17 protein-coding genes are annotated in these 19,395 nt (G+C 63.1%); 9 read left to right on the top strand and 8 right to left on the bottom strand.

Annotation, left to right across the window (positions count from 1 at the left end):
• Positions 1-224: 224 nt before the first annotated feature.
• The 6 genes from ACMTA2_RS26260 (at position 225) to ACMTA2_RS26285 (ending at position 8,340) form a co-directional block, all read left to right on the top strand.
• Positions 225-1,748 (top strand): fumarate hydratase, encoded by a 1,524-nt coding sequence (locus ACMTA2_RS26260; protein ID WP_413792409.1) that lies wholly within the window; start codon positions 225-227, stop codon positions 1,746-1,748.
• A 290-nt stretch (positions 1,749-2,038) separates the two neighbouring features.
• Positions 2,039-3,805 (top strand): sensor histidine kinase, encoded by a 1,767-nt coding sequence (locus ACMTA2_RS26265; RefSeq protein WP_413792410.1) that lies wholly within the window; start codon positions 2,039-2,041, stop codon positions 3,803-3,805.
• Positions 3,798-5,123: a sigma-54-dependent transcriptional regulator gene (locus ACMTA2_RS26270; protein WP_413792411.1), complete on the top strand. Its 1,326-nt coding sequence runs from the start codon at positions 3,798-3,800 to the stop codon at positions 5,121-5,123. The genes ACMTA2_RS26265 and ACMTA2_RS26270 overlap by 8 nt, the downstream gene beginning before the upstream one ends.
• Positions 5,124-5,423: 300 nt before the next feature.
• On the top strand, positions 5,424-6,743 hold the full coding sequence (locus tag ACMTA2_RS26275; protein ID WP_413792412.1) for an MFS transporter: 1,320 nt from the start codon (positions 5,424-5,426) through the stop codon (positions 6,741-6,743).
• Positions 6,744-7,042: 299 nt separating this feature from the next.
• On the top strand, positions 7,043-7,453 hold the full coding sequence (locus ACMTA2_RS26280) for a heme utilization protein (protein WP_413792413.1): 411 nt from the start codon (positions 7,043-7,045) through the stop codon (positions 7,451-7,453).
• 266 nt (positions 7,454-7,719) lie between these two features.
• Complete coding sequence (locus ACMTA2_RS26285; RefSeq protein WP_413792414.1) at positions 7,720-8,340, top strand: flavin reductase family protein; 621 nt, start codon at positions 7,720-7,722, stop codon at positions 8,338-8,340.
• A gap of 175 nt (positions 8,341-8,515) precedes the next feature.
• Here the strand turns inward: ACMTA2_RS26285 and ACMTA2_RS26290 are convergent, their stop codons facing one another.
• Genes ACMTA2_RS26290 through ACMTA2_RS26300 form a run of 3 tightly spaced genes read right to left on the bottom strand, consistent with a single transcriptional unit; the run spans position 8,516 to position 9,361 of the window.
• Positions 8,516-8,749, bottom strand: a complete 234-nt coding sequence (locus tag ACMTA2_RS26290) for a hypothetical protein (RefSeq protein WP_413795724.1) — start codon at positions 8,747-8,749, stop codon at positions 8,516-8,518.
• A gap of 43 nt (positions 8,750-8,792) precedes the next feature.
• Positions 8,793-9,146 (bottom strand): putative quinol monooxygenase, encoded by a 354-nt coding sequence (locus ACMTA2_RS26295; protein ID WP_413792415.1) that lies wholly within the window; start codon positions 9,144-9,146, stop codon positions 8,793-8,795.
• A 53-nt stretch (positions 9,147-9,199) separates the two neighbouring features.
• Entirely contained in the window at positions 9,200-9,361 is a 162-nt protein-coding gene (locus ACMTA2_RS26300; RefSeq protein ID WP_413792416.1) for a hypothetical protein, read from the bottom strand.
• Between the two features lie 112 nt (positions 9,362-9,473).
• On the opposite strand from ACMTA2_RS26300, the gene ACMTA2_RS26305 reads away from it, so the two are divergent.
• Positions 9,474-10,403: an AraC family transcriptional regulator gene (locus tag ACMTA2_RS26305; protein WP_413792417.1), complete on the top strand. Its 930-nt coding sequence runs from the start codon at positions 9,474-9,476 to the stop codon at positions 10,401-10,403.
• A gap of 140 nt (positions 10,404-10,543) precedes the next feature.
• Here ACMTA2_RS26305 and ACMTA2_RS26310 read toward each other — a convergent pair whose 3' ends face one another.
• Positions 10,544-12,175, bottom strand: coding sequence for a 5-guanidino-2-oxopentanoate decarboxylase (locus tag ACMTA2_RS26310; RefSeq protein ID WP_413792418.1), 1,632 nt, complete (start codon positions 12,173-12,175; stop codon positions 10,544-10,546).
• A 156-nt stretch (positions 12,176-12,331) separates the two neighbouring features.
• Between ACMTA2_RS26310 and ACMTA2_RS26315 the strand changes: the two genes are divergently transcribed.
• Positions 12,332-13,213: a LysR substrate-binding domain-containing protein gene (locus tag ACMTA2_RS26315; RefSeq protein ID WP_413792419.1), complete on the top strand. Its 882-nt coding sequence runs from the start codon at positions 12,332-12,334 to the stop codon at positions 13,211-13,213.
• Between the two features lie 169 nt (positions 13,214-13,382).
• Here ACMTA2_RS26315 and ACMTA2_RS26320 read toward each other — a convergent pair whose 3' ends face one another.
• Together ACMTA2_RS26320 and metE are read right to left on the bottom strand one after the other, a co-directional pair.
• Positions 13,383-14,402, bottom strand: coding sequence for an alpha/beta fold hydrolase (locus tag ACMTA2_RS26320; protein WP_413792420.1), 1,020 nt, complete (start codon positions 14,400-14,402; stop codon positions 13,383-13,385).
• Positions 14,403-14,727: 325 nt separating this feature from the next.
• On the bottom strand, positions 14,728-17,040 hold the full coding sequence (gene metE, locus ACMTA2_RS26325) for a 5-methyltetrahydropteroyltriglutamate--homocysteine S-methyltransferase (protein WP_413792421.1): 2,313 nt from the start codon (positions 17,038-17,040) through the stop codon (positions 14,728-14,730).
• A 109-nt stretch (positions 17,041-17,149) separates the two neighbouring features.
• Between metE and metR the strand changes: the two genes are divergently transcribed.
• Positions 17,150-18,067 carry a transcriptional regulator MetR gene (gene metR, locus ACMTA2_RS26330; protein ID WP_413792422.1) on the top strand — a complete coding sequence of 306 codons (918 nt, stop codon included), beginning with the start codon at positions 17,150-17,152 and terminating at the stop codon, positions 18,065-18,067.
• 173 nt (positions 18,068-18,240) lie between these two features.
• On the opposite strand, the gene ACMTA2_RS26335 is transcribed toward metR, so the two are convergent.
• Positions 18,241-18,738, bottom strand: coding sequence for a GNAT family N-acetyltransferase (locus tag ACMTA2_RS26335; protein ID WP_413792423.1), 498 nt, complete (start codon positions 18,736-18,738; stop codon positions 18,241-18,243).
• Positions 18,735-19,373, bottom strand: coding sequence for a LysE family translocator (locus ACMTA2_RS26340; RefSeq protein ID WP_413792424.1), 639 nt, complete (start codon positions 19,371-19,373; stop codon positions 18,735-18,737). The genes ACMTA2_RS26335 and ACMTA2_RS26340 overlap by 4 nt, the downstream gene beginning before the upstream one ends.
• Positions 19,374-19,395: the final 22 nt, after the last annotated feature.

Raw genomic sequence — 19,395 nt, forward strand, 5'->3', positions numbered from 1 at the left:
CCGCTTCGCAGCCCAGCGGGGATAAATCCCCTCGCCACAGATAATCCCCTCATAACAGGTGGAGCTTGCACACACAGGGTGCCTGCCTGCGATATACTGCCGCGTCTTTTTAGCGTCGCGCCAGCATGCCCGGCGTGCCTTGTAGAGGTGCCGCCCGTCGACCGATGCACCCAAGCGGCCGGCACCTTATTGAATGTTCCCGTCTTTAGAGAGGAGCGCGACTCATGACCGTGATCAAGCAAGATGACCTGATACAGAGCGTTGCCGACGCCCTGCAGTTCATTTCCTACTACCACCCCGTGGATTTCATCCAGGCGATGCACGAAGCCTACCTGCGCGAAGAATCGCCGGCGGCCCGTGACTCCATGGCGCAGATCCTGATCAATTCGCGCATGTGCGCCACCGGCCATCGGCCGATCTGCCAGGACACCGGCATCGTGACCGTGTTCGTGCGCGTGGGCATGGACGTGCGTTGGGATGGCGCGACCATGAGCCTGGACGACATGATCAACGAGGGCGTGCGTCGCGCCTACAACCTGCCGGAAAACGTCCTGCGTGCCTCCATCCTCGCTGACCCGGCAGGCGCCCGCAAAAACACCAAGGACAACACCCCGGCGGTGATCCACTACTCCATCGTCCCGGGCAACACCGTGGAAGTGGACGTGGCGGCCAAGGGCGGCGGCTCCGAGAACAAGTCGAAGATGGCCATGCTCAACCCGTCCGACTCCATCGTCGACTGGGTGCTGAAAACCGTTCCGACCATGGGCGCCGGCTGGTGCCCACCGGGCATGCTGGGCATCGGCATCGGCGGCACCGCCGAGAAAGCCGCGGTCATGGCCAAGGAAGTCTTGATGGAATCCATCGACATCCACGAGCTCAAGGCCCGCGGCCCGCAGAACCGTATCGAAGAGATGCGCCTGGAGCTGTTCGAGAAGGTCAACCAACTGGGCATCGGCGCCCAGGGCCTGGGTGGCCTGACCACCGTGCTCGACGTGAAGATCATGGACTACCCGACCCACGCTGCCTCCCTGCCGGTGTGCATGATCCCCAACTGCGCCGCCACCCGCCACGCTCACTTCGTGCTGGACGGCACTGGCCCGGCGTCGCTGGAAGCGCCACCGTTGGACGCCTACCCGGAAATCGTCTGGGAGGCCGGCCCGTCGGCCCGTCGCGTCAACCTCGACACCCTGACCCCGGAAGACGTGCAGAGCTGGAAACCGGGCGAAACCGTGCTGCTCAACGGCAAGATGCTCACCGGTCGCGACGCGGCGCACAAGCGCATGGTCGAGATGCTGAACAAGGGTGAAACCTTGCCGGTGGACCTCAAGGGCCGCTTCATCTACTACGTCGGCCCGGTCGACCCGGTCGGCGACGAAGTGGTGGGCCCAGCCGGCCCGACCACCGCCACGCGGATGGACAAGTTCACCCGCCAGATCCTCGAGCAGACCGGCCTGTTGGGCATGATCGGCAAATCCGAGCGCGGCCCGACCGCTATCGAAGCGATCAAGGACAACAAAGCCGTCTACCTGATGGCCGTCGGCGGTGCCGCTTACCTGGTGGCCCAGGCGATCAAGAAATCCAAGGTCCTGGCGTTCGCCGAACTGGGGATGGAAGCGATCTACGAGTTCGAGGTCAAGGACATGCCGGTGACCGTTGCGGTCGATAGCCAAGGCGAGTCGGTGCACATCACCGGCCCGGCCATCTGGCAGAAGAAGATCAGCGACAGCCTGGCGGTAGAAGTGCAGTAACACGCACTGTGGCGTTATAGAAAAGGCCGGTGGGCAACAACCCCACCGGCCTTTTTTATGTTGAACCCTGTGGGAGCCAAGTGACCACAATACTCAATTCACCGCTATCCCCTGTGGGAGCGAGCTTGCTCGCGATTGCGGCTTGTCAGTCAACATCGATGCCGAATGATCCACCGCCATCGCGAGCAAGCTCGCTCCCACACCGGTCATGGGCCGGCTCAAGTACATGCTCGCTCGAAGCAACCGCCATGCTATCGTGCCCGCCCGACTTTCCACTGGTTTACGCCAGCATGCTGCCGACCACCCGCACCTTGCGCCTGTCGCTGTACACCCTGCTGATCCTCGCCGGCGCAGCCGTTGCCGCCACCCTCGCCGTGCGCCACGCCGAACGCGAGGCCTTGGAGGAAGACGCCAGCCGTGCCAGCCAGCAATTGGCCCTGTACGCCAATTCGTTGCACACCTTGATCGAACGCTACCGCTCCCTGCCCGCCGTGCTGGCGCTGGACCCGGAATTGCGCTCGGCCCTCAAGGGGCCGGTCAGTACGGCCCAGCAGGATGCGTTGAATCGCAAGCTCGAACAGATCAATGGCGCCGCCCAGTCCTCCACGCTGGAACTGCTCGACCACAACGGCCTGGCCGTCGCGGCCAGTAACTGGCGCCTGCCCAGCAGCTACGTCGGGCACAACTATGGTTTTCGTCCCTATTTCCTCCAGACCCGCACCCAGGGCACCGGGCGATTTTATGCGGTGGGCGTGACCAGCGGCATCCCGGGGTATTTCCTCTCCAGCGCCGTGACCGACGACAACGGCGAGTTCCTCGGCGCGATGGTGGTGAAGCTGGAGTTTCCGGAACTGGAGCGCGAATGGCGCCAGGGCAGCGACACCCTGCTGGTCAGCGATGCCCGTGGCATCCTCTTTATCGCCAATCGCCCGGGCTGGCGTTATCGCCACTTGCAGCCGCTGACCGACAGCGACCGCGCCGAACTCAAGGCCACCCGCCAATACGACAAGCAACCGTTGCAACCCCTGAACCATGAACCGCTGCGACGTTTCGATGACAACAGCTATCTGGCCCGGGTCGAGGCCCCTGATGGCTCGGCGGATTACCTGTGGGAATCCTTGCCGTTGACCACCGAGGGCTGGACCCTGCACTTGCTGCGTCGCCCACAGATCGCCTTCGAAGACTTGCGCAACGCCGGGCTCGCCGCCGCCGGGTCGTGGCTGGCGCTGGTGTTCCTGCTGCTGTTTCTCAACCAGCGCTGGCGCCTGGCAAAACTGCGCCAGCGCAGCCGCGAAGAGCTTGAACGGTTGGTCGAAGAACGTACCCGGGATCTGCGCACGGCCCAGGACGGGCTGGTGCAATCGGCCAAGCTGGCGGCGTTGGGGCAGATGTCGGCGGCCCTGGCCCATGAAATCAACCAACCCTTGACCGCCCAGCGCATGCAATTGGCAACCCTGCGCCTGCTGCTGGATCACGGCCGGGTCGATGACGCCTACAAGGCCCTCAAGCCGGTGGATGACATGCTGACCCGCATGGCCGCCCTCACCGGCCACCTGAAGACATTTGCCCGCAAAAGCCCCAGTGGCCTGCGCGAGCGCCTGGACCTGGCGGCGGTGGTGGACCAGGCCCTGCAACTGCTGGAGACGCGCCTGCGGGACGAGCAGGTCAGTACCGTGTTGCAGCTGACCCGCCCGGCGTGGGTGCGCGGCGATGCGATCCGCCTCGAACAGGTGTTGATCAACCTGCTGCGCAACGCCCTCGACGCCATGGCCGGCCAACCTCTCAAGCGCCTGGAAGTGCGCCTGGAGGCCGATGACCAGTTGTGGCGCCTGACTGTCAGCGACAGCGGCAACGGGATCGCCGAAGAACACCTGGCCCAGGTGTTCGACCCGTTCTTCACCACCAAGGCCGTGGGCGATGGCCTGGGCCTCGGGTTGGCGGTTTCGTTCGCAATCATCCATGAATCCGGTGGGCGGCTGACGGCGGACAACCATGAGCATGGCGCGGTATTCTGCGTGACCTTGCCCATCGATCAGGAGGCTCAACGGCATGCTTGATTCAGTCATGGTCGTGGATGACGAAGGCAGCATCCGCAGTGCCGTCGAGCAATGGTTGACCCTGTCGGGGTTCCAGGTGCAACTGTTCAGCCGTGCCGACGAATGCCTGGCCCGGTTGCCGGAGCATTTCCCCGGTGTGATCCTCAGCGATGTGCGCATGCCCGGCCTCAGCGGCCTGGAGTTGCTGGCCGAAGTACGCCGCCGCGACCCGGACCTGCCGGTGATTCTGCTGACCGGCCACGGTGACGTGCCCATGGCCGTGGAGGCCATGCGCGACGGTGCCTACGACTTCCTCGAGAAGCCCTTCAGCCCCGAAGCCCTGCTCGGCAGCCTTCACCGTGCCCTGGACAAGCGCACCCTGGTCCTGGAAAACCGTCGCCTGCATGAACAGGCCGACGCCCGCGCCCGCCTTGATGGCACGCTGCTGGGGGTTTCCCGGGCGCTGCAAAACCTGCGGCGCCAAGTGCTGGACCTGGCGGCACTGCCGGTCAACGTGTTGATCCGCGGCGAAACCGGCAGCGGCAAGGAACTGGTCGCCCGCTGCCTGCACGACTTCGGCCCGAGGGCGAGCAAACCCTTTGTCGCGTTGAACTGCGCGGCCATTCCCGAACCGTTGTTCGAGGCCGAGCTGTTCGGCCATGAAAGCGGCGCCTTCACCGGCGCCCAGGGCAAGCGCATCGGCAAGCTCGAATACGCCGACGGCGGCACGCTGTTTCTCGACGAAATCGAAAGCATGCCCCTGGCCCAGCAGGTCAAATTGCTGCGGGTGTTGCAGGAACAGAAGCTTGAGCGCCTGGGTTCCAACCAGAGCATCCGGGTGGACCTGCGCATCATCGCCGCCACCAAGCCTGACCTGCTGGACGAAGCCCGGGCCGGGCGGTTTCGCGAAGACCTGGCCTATCGCCTGAACATCGCTGAACTGCGCCTGCCGCCGCTGCGAGAACGACGCGAGGACATTCCCCTGCTGTTTGAACACTTCACCCACAACGCCGCCGAACGCCTGGGCCGCCCCGCCGCGCCCCTGAGCGGCCCGCAGTTGAGCCACCTGCTCAGCCACGATTGGCCGGGCAACGTGCGTGAACTGGCCAACGTCGCCGAACGCCAGGTGTTGGGGCTGGATCAACTGCCCGCCCTGGAGACAGAGCCGGGCCAGTCCCTCGCGGCCCAGCAGGAAGCCTTCGAAGCCCAATGCCTGCGCGCCGCCCTGACGCGGCACAAAGGCGATGTGAAAGCCGTGCTCGAGGCACTGCAACTGCCACGCCGTACCTTCAACGAAAAGATGCAGCGGCATGGGTTGAGTCGGGAGATGTTTTTGTAGGTTTCTGTGGCACCTGCACTGGCCTCATCACGAGCAAGCTCGCTCCCACATTTTGTCCTGTGTACACATCACCCAGTGGGAGCGAGCTTGCTCGCGATGAGGCCAGCCCAGACAGCACATCTCCCCCACGGATAAGCGGATTCCCGCTCACCCGCAAACAAAAACAAGCGGATTTCCGCTCACAAAACGCCTTAAACCCCTCTAAAACAGGCCTCTTCGACCTGGCACAGCTCCTGCTATAGCCCTGTCAGGCTGCGTTCCAACGCGCTCCACAAAAACAATTAAACGAAGGATCCTTCAATGGATAACTCCAACGCCCTGCCCCTTGGGTCGGCTGCCGTGCCCGCCCGTGAAAGAACCACCGCCAGCCGGATCAAATCGATCTTCAGCGGCTCGGTCGGCAACATGGTCGAGTGGTATGACTGGTACGTCTACGCCGCGTTCTCGTTGTACTTCGCCAAAGTCTTCTTCCCCAAGGGCGACACCACCGCCCAATTGCTCAACACCGCCGCGATCTTCGCCGTGGGCTTCCTGATGCGCCCGATCGGCGGGTGGTTGATGGGCCTGTACGCCGACCGTGCCGGTCGCAAACGGGCGTTGATGGCTTCGGTGTACTTGATGTGCTTCGGCTCGCTGATCATCGCCCTGAGCCCGAGCTACGAAACCATCGGTGTCGGCGCGCCGATCCTGCTGGTGTTCGCCCGTCTGCTCCAAGGCCTGTCGGTGGGTGGCGAGTACGGCACCTCGGCGACCTACCTGAGCGAGATGGCGACCAAGGAACGTCGCGGCTTCTTCTCCAGCTTCCAGTATGTGACCTTGATCTCCGGCCAGCTCATCGCCTTGGGCGTGCTAATCGTGTTGCAACAATTCCTCACCACCGAACAGCTGTATGCCTGGGGCTGGCGTATCCCGTTCGCCATCGGCGCGCTGTGTGCGGTGGTGGCGCTGTACCTGCGTCGCGGCATGGAAGAAACCGAGTCGTTCACCAAAAAGGAAAAAGCCAAGGAAAGCGCGATGCGCACCTTGATGCGCCATCCCAAGGAACTGTTGACCGTGGTCGGCTTGACCATGGGCGGCACCCTGGCGTTCTACACCTACACCACCTACATGCAGAAATACCTGGTGAACACCGTCGGCATGAGCATTTCCGATTCCACCACTATTTCTGCCGCCACGCTGTTCCTGTTCATGTGCCTGCAACCGGTGATCGGCGGGCTGTCGGACAAGATCGGTCGCCGGCCGATCCTGATTGCCTTCGGCATCCTCGGCACCCTGTTCACCGTGCCGATCCTCACCACCCTGCACACCATCCAGACCTGGTGGGGCGCGTTCTTCCTGATCATGGCCGCGCTGATCATCGTCAGCGGCTATACCTCGATCAACGCGGTGGTGAAAGCCGAGCTGTTCCCCACCGAAATCCGCGCCCTGGGCGTCGGCCTGCCCTACGCGCTGACCGTGTCGATCTTCGGTGGCACCGCTGAATACATCGCACTGTGGTTCAAGAGCATCGGCATGGAAACCGGCTACTACTGGTACGTGACGGCCTGCATCGCCGTATCGCTGCTGGTGTACATCACCATGAAAGACACCCGCAAGCATTCGCGGATCGTGACCGACTGACCTCCAAGTCGTACAAACAAAAAGGGGCGAACCTGACAGGGTTCGCCCCTTTTTTCGTTCCTTGGTTAAAGATTTTTCTGACATTAATCCCTGGTTAATGCCTGACCTTCATCCTCATCCTCAACAGAACGCCGCTCGAATACGCCGGCAATGGCCTCATTGACCGTTCTGCTGCAACGGCACACGCATCGATTTTATCGATTTGTTTGAGCATTTTTTTGCGCTTTTTAATCAAATTAACAAGCGTAATATGAACTCCACACCCAAGGCGCTAACGCCAAACATTCTGGAGCACGACCATGAAAACCAAACTGATCATCGCCCTGACCCTGTCCGTACTGGCCGCCAACACCTTTGCTGCCGACGGCTTCGACCGCACCGGCTCGTCCATCGCCGCTGATGGTTACGACCGCACCGGCGCCGCCACCCTCGCTGCCGATGGCTTCGACCGCACCCACGGCGCCACCCTCGCTGCCGACGGCTTCGACCGCACCCACGGCGCCACCCTCGCTGCCGACGGCTTCGACCGCACCCACGGCGCCACCCTCGCTGCCGATGGCTTCGACCGCACCAACGGCGCCACCGTCGCTGAAGATGGCTTCGACCGCACCAACGGCGCAACCGTCGCTGAAGATGGCTTCGACCGCACCAACGGCGCAACCGTCGCTGAAGATGGCTTCGACCGCACTAACACCGCTGCCATCAGCTAATCCCATGACCACACCCTCACAGCCCGGCTTCGGCCGGGCTTAGTTGTTTTTGGGGTACGGAAAAGAACAGCGGACGCAGGCTTCGTCGCCTCCCTATCGCAGTGTGGGAGCGGGCTTGCTCGCGAAAGCGGTGGCACAGCTTGCCTCAATATTGAATGTTCCGACGCCTTCGCGAGCAGCCCACAAGGCTCCACGGTGCTGACAAAAACAGTGGGCCCCTGCACTATCGTCGAAATTTTTAAAATCCAACCCAGGATCCGCACCCGATGCCCGATGACATCCACTTCTACGAACCCGCCAACGGCCACGGCCTGCCCCACGATCCGTTCAACGCCATCGTCGGCCCACGGCCCATCGGCTGGATTTCGTCCCAGGATGGCGAGGGCCGCCTGAACCTGGCGCCCTACAGTTTTTTCAACGCCTTCAACTACATCCCACCGATCATCGGGTTCTCCAGCGTCGGGCGCAAAGACAGCCTGAACAACATCGAACAGACCGGCGAATTCGCCTGGAACCTGGCCACCCGCCCCCTGGCCGAGCAAATGAACCAGAGCTGCGCGATGGTCGCCCCAGAGGTCAATGAGTTCGAACTGGCGGGCTTGACGGCCGCCCCGTCACGGGTGATCCAGGTACCACGCGTCGCCGAGAGCCCGGTGTCTTTCGAATGCAAGGTCACGCAGATCATTCAATTGCAGCGGGCGGACAAGGGGCTGGTGCCGAGCTGGCTGATCCTCGGCGAAGTGGTCGCCGTGCATATCGCCCAGTGGCTGTTGAAGGATGGGGTGTACGACACCGCCGCCGCCGAGCCGATCTTGCGCGGCGGCGGGCCGGCGGATTATTTCCAGCTGGGGCCTGAGGCGTTGTTCAAGATGCATCGCCCCAAATAGAAGCTTGACCAGCACACTCTGTGGCGAGGGGATTTATCCCCGCTGGGCTGCGGAGCAGCCCTCAATACCTTCCTGACACTGAGTTGCCTGGACTGGTTTTAGGGCCGCTTCGCGCCCCAGCGGGGATAAATCCCCTCGCCACAGGTGTAGGTCATCCCAACAGGTGACGCGGGGTTTACCAGACCAACCCGCCCTCGTCGTCGACACCCTGGAGATGGGTGAGCTGCATGGCGGCGGCTTCATCGGCTTCGGTCGCAGTCTTGAAGCTCTGTTCTTCAAGCACCTTATTAAAGCGCGGTGCACCCAAGCCGCCGATGGCCTTGGTGGCAATGGCGGCGTGGTAACCGCCGCCTTCCTTGGGAACAACGGCGGAAACAGCTTCAAAGGTTTCAAAGGCTTTACGTGCCATGTCTTGTGCATCCTGGCGATGGAAAATGACGCTCATTAAACCTTCAACCGGCCAGTTTGTGTACCTGTGCCCGGCACCCTTCAGTCGCCTGGGCGGCGGAGACTTCCCTGAAGGTATGGAAATCCAGGCTGCTCACCACCAGGTCCTGCACCAGCTCGGCGAAAATGGCCATGGACGATGAATTGAAGTAGGCGTCCATCGATGGCTGATTGACCCAGAGCCCGGACACCAGCCACAAATCAGCGTCGCATTGCGATTGCTGCAAGGCAAAGTGCAGGCAACCGGGCGCCTGGCGCGAGGGCGCGATAAGCGTGCTCAGGCGTGCACCCAGTTGCTTGGAGCAACCGGCGCGGGCCCGGACAAAAGCCATGTGGCTGACGGGGATCTGTGTAGTCATGTTCAACCCTCCCAGGTAATCCGTTGTGCAGCCGGGGACAGGCTGCGACAGGATCAAAGGTTAAGCGCCACGACGCCAGCTTCGTTAGTCGATTCCTGCCGACCCGTTGCACAATCCTGCGCATCGGCCGCCCAAAATCCGACGACGATCCGGTTGCAAGCCAGGAAGTTGAAACAAAAGGTTTCAAGCAAGTTTCGGTAGCGTTGCACCGTCATGGCCCAGTGCGCCGTGCAGGATCAGGCAAGCTTTCAACAGGATGTTGCTACCGCTGCGCCTTGCACAAACATAAGCTTTGTTCATCGCTCCCTATTGCCTGAGGATCCCGGCATGTCGCCGCTCGACCACGCCCACGTCCCGCTGGACACGTATCTGGAACAACAGCGCGCCGAACTGGCGTCGATCATCGACCGCAACACCAGCGAAGACGGCAGCTATGCCACCGCCATCGGCTCGCTGAACCTGTCGCGGCATAGCAAGCCGCAGAGTTTCGCCCCGGTGTTGGCGCAACCGGCCCTGTGCATCATGGCCCAAGGCAGCAAACAGGTGCGCCTGGCCGACGAATTGTTCGACTACGATCCGCTGCATTACCTCGTGGTCTCGGTGTCTATGCCGTTGAGCGGCTGCATGGCCCACGCGACGCCCGAGCAGCCGATCCTGGCCCTGCGCCTGGACATCGACCCGGCGGAAATCACCGCGTTGATCGCCGACGCCGGCCCCTTGGGCGTGCCGACCCGCCCCGCCGGTCGCGGGCTGTATGTCGAACGCCTGGACACACCGATGCTCGACGCCGTACTGCGCCTGGCACGGCTGCTGAACACGCCGAAAGACATCGCCATGCTCGCGCCCCTGGTGCGCCGGGAAATCCTCTATCGCCTGTTGCGCAGTCCGCAGGGCTATCGGCTGTATGAAATCGCCATCGCCAACAGTCAGAGCCATCGCATCAGCCAGGCGATCAAATGGCTCAACGGCCATTTTGAACAGCCGCTGCGCATCGATGAGCTGGCCCGGGAAGTGAACCTCAGCGTCTCGACCCTGCATCATCGCTTCAAAGCCATGACCGCCATGAGCCCGTTGCAATACCAGAAGCAACTGCGCTTGCAGGAAGCCCGCCGGTTGATGCTGGCCGAAGGGTTGGAAGCCTCGGCGGCGGGGTATCGGGTGGGGTATGAAAGCCCTTCGCAGTTCAGCCGCGAGTACAGCCGGTTGTTTGGCGCGCCGCCGTTGCGGGATCTGGCGCGGTTGCGGATGACCGTTTGACCTGGGTTTTGCGTTGACTGGGCGGGCCCCATCGCGAGCAAGCTCGCTCCCACACTGAGTCTGTAGTGAACAGAGAACCTGTGTTCACTGAAGATCCCTGTGGGAGCGAGCTTGCTCGCGATGAGGCCAGTAAAAACACCTCAACACTTCGATGTCCAGACACCCTGGTCAATCTCAATCAATGTCGGTCCCTGCCGCTCGCGGGCCGCCAACAACGCGGCACGCAGCGACGGCACATCGTCGATGGTTTGGGCAAAGCAGCCCAAGGCCTTGGCGACCCCGATGAAATCCGGGGTGTAGATGTCCACGCCCACCGGTTCGATGGCGCGGTTGAGCATGTATTTCTTGATCTCTTCGTAGCCCTGGTTATTCCACAGCAGCACGATCACCGGCGTACGCGCTTCCACGGCGCTGGCCAGTTCCGGCAAGGTGAACTGCAGCCCGCCGTCGCCAATCAGGCACACCACCGCCGGGCGGCCGTGGCCCAGGTCCTTGCCGCCGAGCCAGGCGCCGATGGCCGCTGGCAACGCGTAGCCAAGGGTGCCGTAGCCGGTGGATGAATTGAACCAGCGGCGCGGACGCTCCGGGTTGAACGTCAGGTTGCCGGTGTACACCGGTTGTGTGGAATCACCGACGAACACCGCCTCCGGCAGTGCCTGCAAGACCGTCTCGAGAAACACGGTCTGGGCCCGGGTCGCGGCGTCCCAACCGCCTTGAAGCTGCGCGCACAATCGGGCGGCACGCGCAGCGCCCCAATCGGCGTGGCGTTCTGCCAAGGGTTGCTGGTCCAACTCCTCCAGCAAGGCCCGGGCGGCGACACCGGCGTCGGCCACCAGGGCCAGGTGCGGCGGGTAGTTGCGCACGGTCTGGTCCGGGTCGATGTCAATACGCAGCAATGCCCCCGGGATCTCGAAGCCGCCAGCGAAGGTCACATCGTAATCGGTCTCGGCCAGTTCGGTGCCGATGGCCAGCACCACGTCCGCCTCGCTCACCAAGGCGCGGGTGGCGATCAGGCTCTGGGTGGAGCCGATCAGCAACGGATGGCGTGCAGGCAACAGGCCTTTGGCATTGATGGTCAACGCCACGGGCGCGTCGAGACGTTCGGCCAGCTCAGTCAATTGCGCCGCTGCGTCGATGGCCCCGCCCCCGGCCAGGATCAACGGCCGGCGCGCCGTCGCCAGCAGACCCGCCATTTGTTTCACCGCACCCGGTGCCGCACCGGCGCGGCAAATGTTCACCGGCACGCTGGCGAGCAAGGCGTCGGCGTCTTCGACCAACACATCCAGCGGGATTTCAATGTGAACCGGCCGTGGACGCCCGGCCTGGAACAGGGCAAACGCCCGGGCCAGCACGCCGGGCAACTCGGCGGCGGACATCAGTGTGTGGGAAAACGCCGCGACACCGCCTACCAACGCAGACTGGTCCGGCAGTTCGTGCAACTTGCCGCGGCCGCCGCCCAACTGGCTGCGCGACTGCACGCTGGAGATCACCAGCATCGGGATCGAATCGGCGTAGGCCTGGCCCATGGCGGTGGTGATGTTGGTCATGCCGGGCCCGGTGATGATGAAGCACACGCCAGGCTTGCCGCTAACGCGGGCGTAACCGTCGGCCATGAAACCTGCGCCCTGCTCATGGCGCGGCGTCACATGGCGGATGCTTGAACGGGCCAGCCCGCGGTACAGCTCGACGGTGTGCACGCCGGGAATACCGAACACCTGCTCCACGCCATAGCCTTCGAGTAACTTGACCAGTACTTCGCCGCACGTTGCCATTGCCACTGCCCTTTTCTTGTCTGGGATGGGGCCCGTGCAATACGCTGCGGCCCCTTTTTATCGATGGGAATGGCGTTATTGGAACGGCCAGGCCATGGCGGCAACAATGGATAAAAAGTCATACTCGCCATGTCCTCACGTCATGGCTGGATCGAAATGAAGCGACTCCCCCCGCTGCCCGCACTGCACACGTTTCTGATCACGGCCCAATGCTGCAACTTCACCCGGGCCGCCGAACACTTGCACATTACCCAGGGCGCGGTGAGCCGGCAGATCGCCGGGCTGGAAGATCATTTGGGTTATGCGCTGTTCCAGCGCCAGGCACGCGGCTTGAGCCTGACGGCCGAGGGCCAGGCGTGGCTGCCACGGGTACAACAGGTGTTCAGCCTGATCGGCGAAGCGGTCGAGCAGATCGGCGAGAAGCGCCAGGCCCTGCGACTCAAGGCCCCGACCTGCGTGATGCGCTGGTTGCTGCCGCGCTTGTTGCAGTGGCAAAAGGAACGGCCGGACGTGCCGGTTGAACTGACCACCACGGTCAGGCACGGCGTGGATTTCCAGCGCGAAGCCTTCGACGCCGCGGTGGTCTATGGCCCACCACCGGACGCCTCGCTGGCGTGCCTGCACCTGTTCGATGAACAACTGACGCCGGTCTGCTCGCGCCCGGTCCTGGAAGGTCCGGTGCCGTTGTATGAACCTGCCGACCTGCAACACCACCTGCTGTTGCACCCGGCCCTTGACCAGCGCGACTGGAACGCCTGGTTGGCGGCTGCCGATGTGCATTTAAGCCATGCCAGCAAAGGCCAGCATTTCGAAACCCTGGACCTGGCCATGTCCATGGCCTCCCAGGGCACCGGCGTGGCGATTGGCGACTGGTCGTTGATCGGCGACGACCTGAGCGCCGGTCGGCTGGTGATGCCGTTCGAGCTGAAGGTCAAGACCGGGCAGGGCTATCACCTGGTGCACCCGCGCAAGCCCCAGGCCTCGGGGCCGTTGCAGGCGTTGATGGGCTGGTTGGTGGAGCAGGCCCAGGCGCGATAGAAGCCATGTGCTAAACCCTTGTGGCGAGGGGATTTATCCCCGCTGGGTCGCGCAGCGCGCCCCAAAGCCTGGTGCTTCGGTGTGTCAGGTTGATCATGTTCGATCGCTTGGGCCCGCTGCGCAGTCCAGCGGGGATAAATCCCCTCGCCACAAAAAAGCCAGCGGTCAGCTAGAGCAGATTAGACGACTGCACCGGCTCGATCTGCGCCCAGTGGGACGTGTCTTCGCGGTGCTGCTGCAGATACGGCAAGACCGCCCCCAGCAACGGCGCCTTGAACGCGTCCTGGAAGCGATGGGCCAGGCCTGGGATCAGTTTCAATTGGCTGCCTTGGATGTGCGCCGCCAAGTGCACGCCATGCATCACTGGCAGCAAAGGGTCGGCAGTGCCGTGGACGACCAGAGTCGGCACCCGCAATTGATTGAGCAGGGCCACCCGGCTTGGCTCGGCCATGATCGCCATGATCTGGCGCTTCACGCCTTCGGGGTTAAAGGCCCGGTCATAGGCCACGGCGGCCTGATGCAGCAAGGCCTGGCGATCGTCCACCACCCCCGGGCTGCCCAACGCAGCCAGCAGATCGGCCTGCTGTTCCAGGGCCATTTCGCGATTCGGCGCACCGCGCCGGGACAACAGTTGCACCAGTCTTTCGCTGGGCGCGGGCAAGCCTGCGGCGCTGGAACTGGTCATGATCAACGTCAGGCTTTCGACCCGTTGCGGCGCCATGGCGGCCATGTGCTGGGCGATCATCCCGCCCATGCTTGCGCCCAACACGTGGAAGCGCTGCACGTGCAGGGCATCCATCAGCCCCAACCCGTCGTCGGCCATGTCCGTCAGGGTATAAGGCGCGGCCACGGGCAACCCGAGTTTGTAACGCAGGGCTTCAAAGGTCAGGTTGGCGCTGCCGGGCGCCTGCCGCCAAGTGCTCAGGCCCACATCGCGGTTGTCGTAGCGAATCACCCGGAAACCCTGCTCGCACAGGGCGACCACCACTTCGTCCGGCCAATGGATCAACTGCCCGCCCAACCCCATCACCAGCAACAACGCCGGATCCGAGGCACGACCAATGCTCTGGTACGCCAGGCTCACCTGGTCCAGATCGACCCGTTGGGTCGCAACGTTGACATCACAACGAGACGCCGCCATCGACGGCAGGCCGAAACACAACGCGGCCAGGAAAATAAATACACGCATGAAGAAACACCAAAACGCAGAACCCCAGTAGAGCGCGAGTCTGATGAAGTTTGTTCAAGCGCGCTGCCACAGTTGCGTGACAGTTTGATGAAGATTGCCGAGTGGCGATGGTTGCCCGGTCAAGTGGAGCAATAAAACCGAATACGATCCCCTGTGGCGAGGGGATTTATCCCCGTTGGGCTGCGAAGCAGCCCTAAAGCCAGGCGCCTTGTTGTATCAGGTGGATTGCGTCCAGCCTTTTCTGGGGCTGCTTCGCAACCCAGCGGGGATAAATCCCCTCGCCACAGGGTGCAAGGTCACAGGGAGGGGCAAACCTCGTGGGGCCTCAGGCCAACTGGCTACGCAACTGCCGCGCCGCCGCCACCATGTTCACCAATGCCGCTTCCGTCTCTGGCCAGGCCCGGGTTTTCAGCCCGCAGTCGGGGTTGATCCACAGCCGCTCGGCCGCGATCCGTTTCACCGCCTTGCTCATTAGCGCAACCATCTCGGTCGTGTCCGGCACCCGTGGCGAATGGATATCGTAGACACCCGGGCCGATGTCGTTCGGGTAGTCGAACGCCTCGAACGCGTCCAGCAATTCCATGTCCGAACGGGAGGTCTCGATGGTGATGACATCGGCGTCCATGTCAGCGATGGCCTTGATCACGTCGTTGAACTCGCTGTAGCACATGTGGGTATGGATCTGGGTGTCATCCGCCACACCCGACGCACACACACGGAAAGCGTCCACGGCCCAGTCCAGGTACGCCTGCCATTGCCCGCGACGCAACGGCAACCCTTCGCGGAACGCCGCCTCGTCGATCTGCACGATTTTGATCCCGGCCTTCTCCAGGTCCAGCACCTCGTCCCGCAGGGCCAGGGCCAGTTGTCGAGCCTGGACTTGGCGCGACACGTCTTCGCGGGGGAACGACCACATCAGCATGGTCACGGGACCGGTGAGCATGCCTTTCATGACTTTGTCGGTCAGGCTTTGCGCGTAACGAATCCAGTCGACGGTCATGGCCTGCGGGCGGCTGATGTCGCCGTAGATGATCGCCGGCTTCACACAACGCGAGCCATAGCTCTGCACCCAGCCAAAACGGGTAAAGGCGTAGCCGTCCAGTTGTTCGGCGAAGTATTCCACCATGTCGTTGCGCTCGGCTTCACCGTGCACCAACACGTCCAGGCCCAGGCGCTCCTGGATCTGCACGGCATGGCGGATCTCGGTGTGCATGGCGTCCTGATAGTCGTTGGCCGACAGCTTGCCTTGCTTGTAGGCCTGGCGTGCCAGGCGAATGGCCGGGGTCTGCGGGAAGGAGCCGATGGTGGTGGTAGGAAAGGCCGGCAACGCCAGGCGTGCACGCTGGCGTTCGATGCGCTGGGCAAACGGAGAACGCCGCTGGCTGTCCTGTGGACCGATCGCCGCCAGGCGCGCCTGGACCTCGGTTTTGTGAATGCGCGCCGAACCGGCGCGACGGGCCTGCACCGCGCGGCTGTCGCTCAACGCCTGTTGCACGGTGGGGGCTTGTGGATCGTTCAGAGCATCGCGCAACACCGCGACTTCACCGCATTTCTGTACGGCGAAGGCGAGCCAGCTCTTGAGTTCGGGATCGAGCCGGTCTTCACGTTCCAGGTCCACCGGGCTGTGCAGCAACGAGCAAGAGGTGCTGACCCAGAGGTTGTCGCCAAAGCGCTCCTGGGCCGGTTGCAAGTGCGCCAGCGCCTGTTCCAGCTCGCAGCGCCAGACATTGCGGCCGTTGACCAGGCCCACCGAGAGGATCTTGTAGGTCGGCAGGCGGTCCAGCACCTGGCCCAGTTGTTCCGGGTCGCGTACCGCGTCAATGTGCAAACCATCCACCGGCAGGCTTACCGCCAGGCCGAGGTTGTCTTCCAGGCCACTGAAATAAGTGGCCACGAGTTTTTTCAACGGCGAGTACTGGAGGATGTGGTAGGCCCGCTCGAAGGCGTTTTTCCAGGCTTGGGGCAGGTCGAGGGTGAGGATCGGTTCGTCGATCTGCACCCACTCCACGCCTTGGGCCTTGAGACGACTGAGGATTTCACCGTAGACCGGCAGCAGGCGCTCCAGCAGGTCGAGCTTGTCGAACGCCTCGCCCTTGGCCTTGCCCAGCCACAAGTAGGTCAACGGGCCGATGATCACCGGTTTGACCGGGTGGCCCAAGGCATGGGCCTCGTCCACTTCGTCGAACAACTGTTCCCAGCTCAGGGCGAAGGTCTGGTCGGCGGAGAACTCCGGGACCAGGTAGTGGTAGTTGGTGTCGAACCACTTGGTCAGCTCTTGGGCATATTGCGCCTGACCGTGGTCGGCACCGCAGCAACTGGCCGTGGCGCCACGGGCCATGGCGAACAGGGTGTCGAGGGTCGACCGGCCCTGGGCATTCAAGGTGCTGTGGAAGCGTTGCGGGACGGCACCCAGGGTCAAAGTGTGGCTGAGCACCTGGTCGTACCAGGCAAAGTCGCCGACCGGCAGCAGGTCGATGCCGGCGTCTTTCTGCAGTTGCCAGTGCCGAGCCCGCAGTTCGCGACCCACCGCCTGCAACGCCGCCGGGGCCAGATCGCCCTTCCAGTAGGCTTCGAGGGCTTTCTTCAGTTCGCGATCAGCGCCGATGCGGGGAAAACCGAGGGTGTGGGCCAGGGCCATGGTGTGCGTCCTCCTGTAAAAGATGGCGCCATTGTCGACAGCCGAGGCCACATGAGACAAACTCAACCTTTTCGTGTTGATCACAAGTTTTATTCATGGAGCAACTCCGGTGCTTGAACTCCGTCACCTCAAGACCCTGCACGCCCTGCGCGAAGCCGACAGCCTGGTGGAAGCCGCCGAACGCCTGCACCTGACCCAATCCGCCCTTTCCCACCAATTCAAGGAACTGGAAGAGCGCCTGGGCATGCAGTTGTTCGTGCGCAAGACCAAGCCGATTCGCTTCACCAGCGCCGGCCTGCGCCTGTTGCAACTGGCCGATGCCACCCTGCCGCTACTGCGCAGTGCCGAACGGGACATCGCCCGATTGGCGGGCGGCACGGCTGGGCGGCTGCACATGGCGATCGAGTGCCACAGCTGCTTCCAGTGGCTGATGCCGACCATCGACCAATTCCGCGACGCCTGGCCGGAAGTCGAGCTGGACCTGGCCTCGGGCTTCGCCTTCGCCCCCTTGCCGGCCCTGGCCCGGGGCGATCTCGACCTGGTGGTGACGTCCGACCCGCTGGAGCTGGCCGGCATCACCTATGTGCCGTTGTTCACCTACGAAGCGATGCTGGCCGTGGCCAACCAGCATCGACTGGCGGGCAAGCCGTTCATCGTGCCGGAAGACCTGGTCAACGAGACCCTGATCACCTACCCGGTGGAGCGGGACCGGCTGGACATCTTCACCCGTTTCCTGGAGCCGGCCGACATCGAACCGGCCCAGGTCCGCACGTCCGAGCTGACGGTAATGATGATGCAACTGGTGGCCAGCGGCCGTGGCGTCTGTGGCATGCCGCACTGGGCGCTGCATGAATACAGCTCGCGCGGCTATGTGAAGGCCAAGCGCCTGGGGGAGAAAGGCTTGTTTGCCACGCTATACGCGGCGGTGCGCACCGACATGCTCGACGCGCCATACATGCGCGACTTCCTGCTGACGGCCAAGGACACGTCGTTTTCGACCCTCGATGGGGTCAGTGCCGTTCGGTGAAGCACATTCCTTGTGGCGAGGGGATTTATCCCCGTTGGGCCGCAAAGCGGCCCTAAAGCAGCGAACGCCATCTTCCGGACACATCGCGTTGCCTGGTTTGGGGGCTGCTTCGCAGCCCTGCGGGGATAAATCCCCTCGCCACAAATAAAGCTCAACAGTCATGGCGGGTTGGTTTACAGCTCGAGCCACATGTGGATTTTGTCGATGTATTCGTCGCCCACCCGGATCGCCATCGGCTCAAGGCCATATAGGACAAAGCCACAACGCTGATAGAGCTTGACCGCCGGGTCGTTGCCGGCGGTGACGGACAATTGCACCAGGCGCAGGAAGGTGTGGCGCCGGGCTTCGTCGAGGGCGGTCTGTACCAGTTGGTAGCCGAGCCCGCGATGGCGATGCTCGTCGGCGACGTACATGCCGAACAGCAGCGCCTTGTGCCGGGCTTTTTCCCGGGGCTCCAGGGCCAGGCCGACGATGCCGGCCAGTTCCTGTTCGACAAAGGCCCCCAGCAACACATCGAGGCGGCTGACCAGGCGCGACGCCCACCAATTGATGGGCAGCTTCGCCCGCTCGCTGACACTGGACGTGAACGCCTGCGGGTGCAAGGCATACGCCTGGAGCATCAGCGCGCGATAGACCTCGGCATCGCCGGCCCGCAGGCGCCGAATGTTCACGCCGCGCGCCGTTGCTCAAGCATCAGGCGCAGCGCCAGGGCACCGAGGACAAACCCCATGAAGTAGCGCTGCACCGCCAGCCAGCTCGGGTTATGGACGAACCATGAGGCAATGCCGGCGGCGAACAGCGCGATCAACAGGTTGACGCTGAAACTGACGCTGATCTGGGTCAGTCCGAGGATGACGCTCTGGGTAAACAGCGAACCGTGTTCCGGGCTGATGAACTGTGGGAACACCGACAAGTAGAACACCGCAATCTTCGGATTCAGCGCACTGGTGAGAAAGCCCATGGTGATCAGCTTGCGCGTCGAATCCGCCGGTAACTGCTGGGCCTCGAAGGGCGAACGGGCGCCCGGCTTCACGGCCTGCCAGGCCAGCCACAACAGGTACAGCGCACCGGCCCATTTCAACATTTCATAGGCCATGGGCACCGCCAGGAACACCGCCGTCAACCCCGCGGCGGCGGCGAACATGTGCACGAAGAACCCCGCCACCACCCCCAACAGCGACGTGACGCCGGCCTTGCGACCCTGGCAGATCGAACGGGAGATCAGGTAGATCATGTTCGGGCCGGGCGTCAGCACCATCAGCAACGCGGCGGCGGCGAAAATCAGCAGGTCCGGCAATGGAATCATGGGCATCCGTCCTTGAAGGTGG

Origin of the sequence: Pseudomonas medicaginis, assembly GCF_965119365.1 — a bacterium.
Lineage (GTDB): Bacteria > Pseudomonadota > Gammaproteobacteria > Pseudomonadales > Pseudomonadaceae > Aquipseudomonas.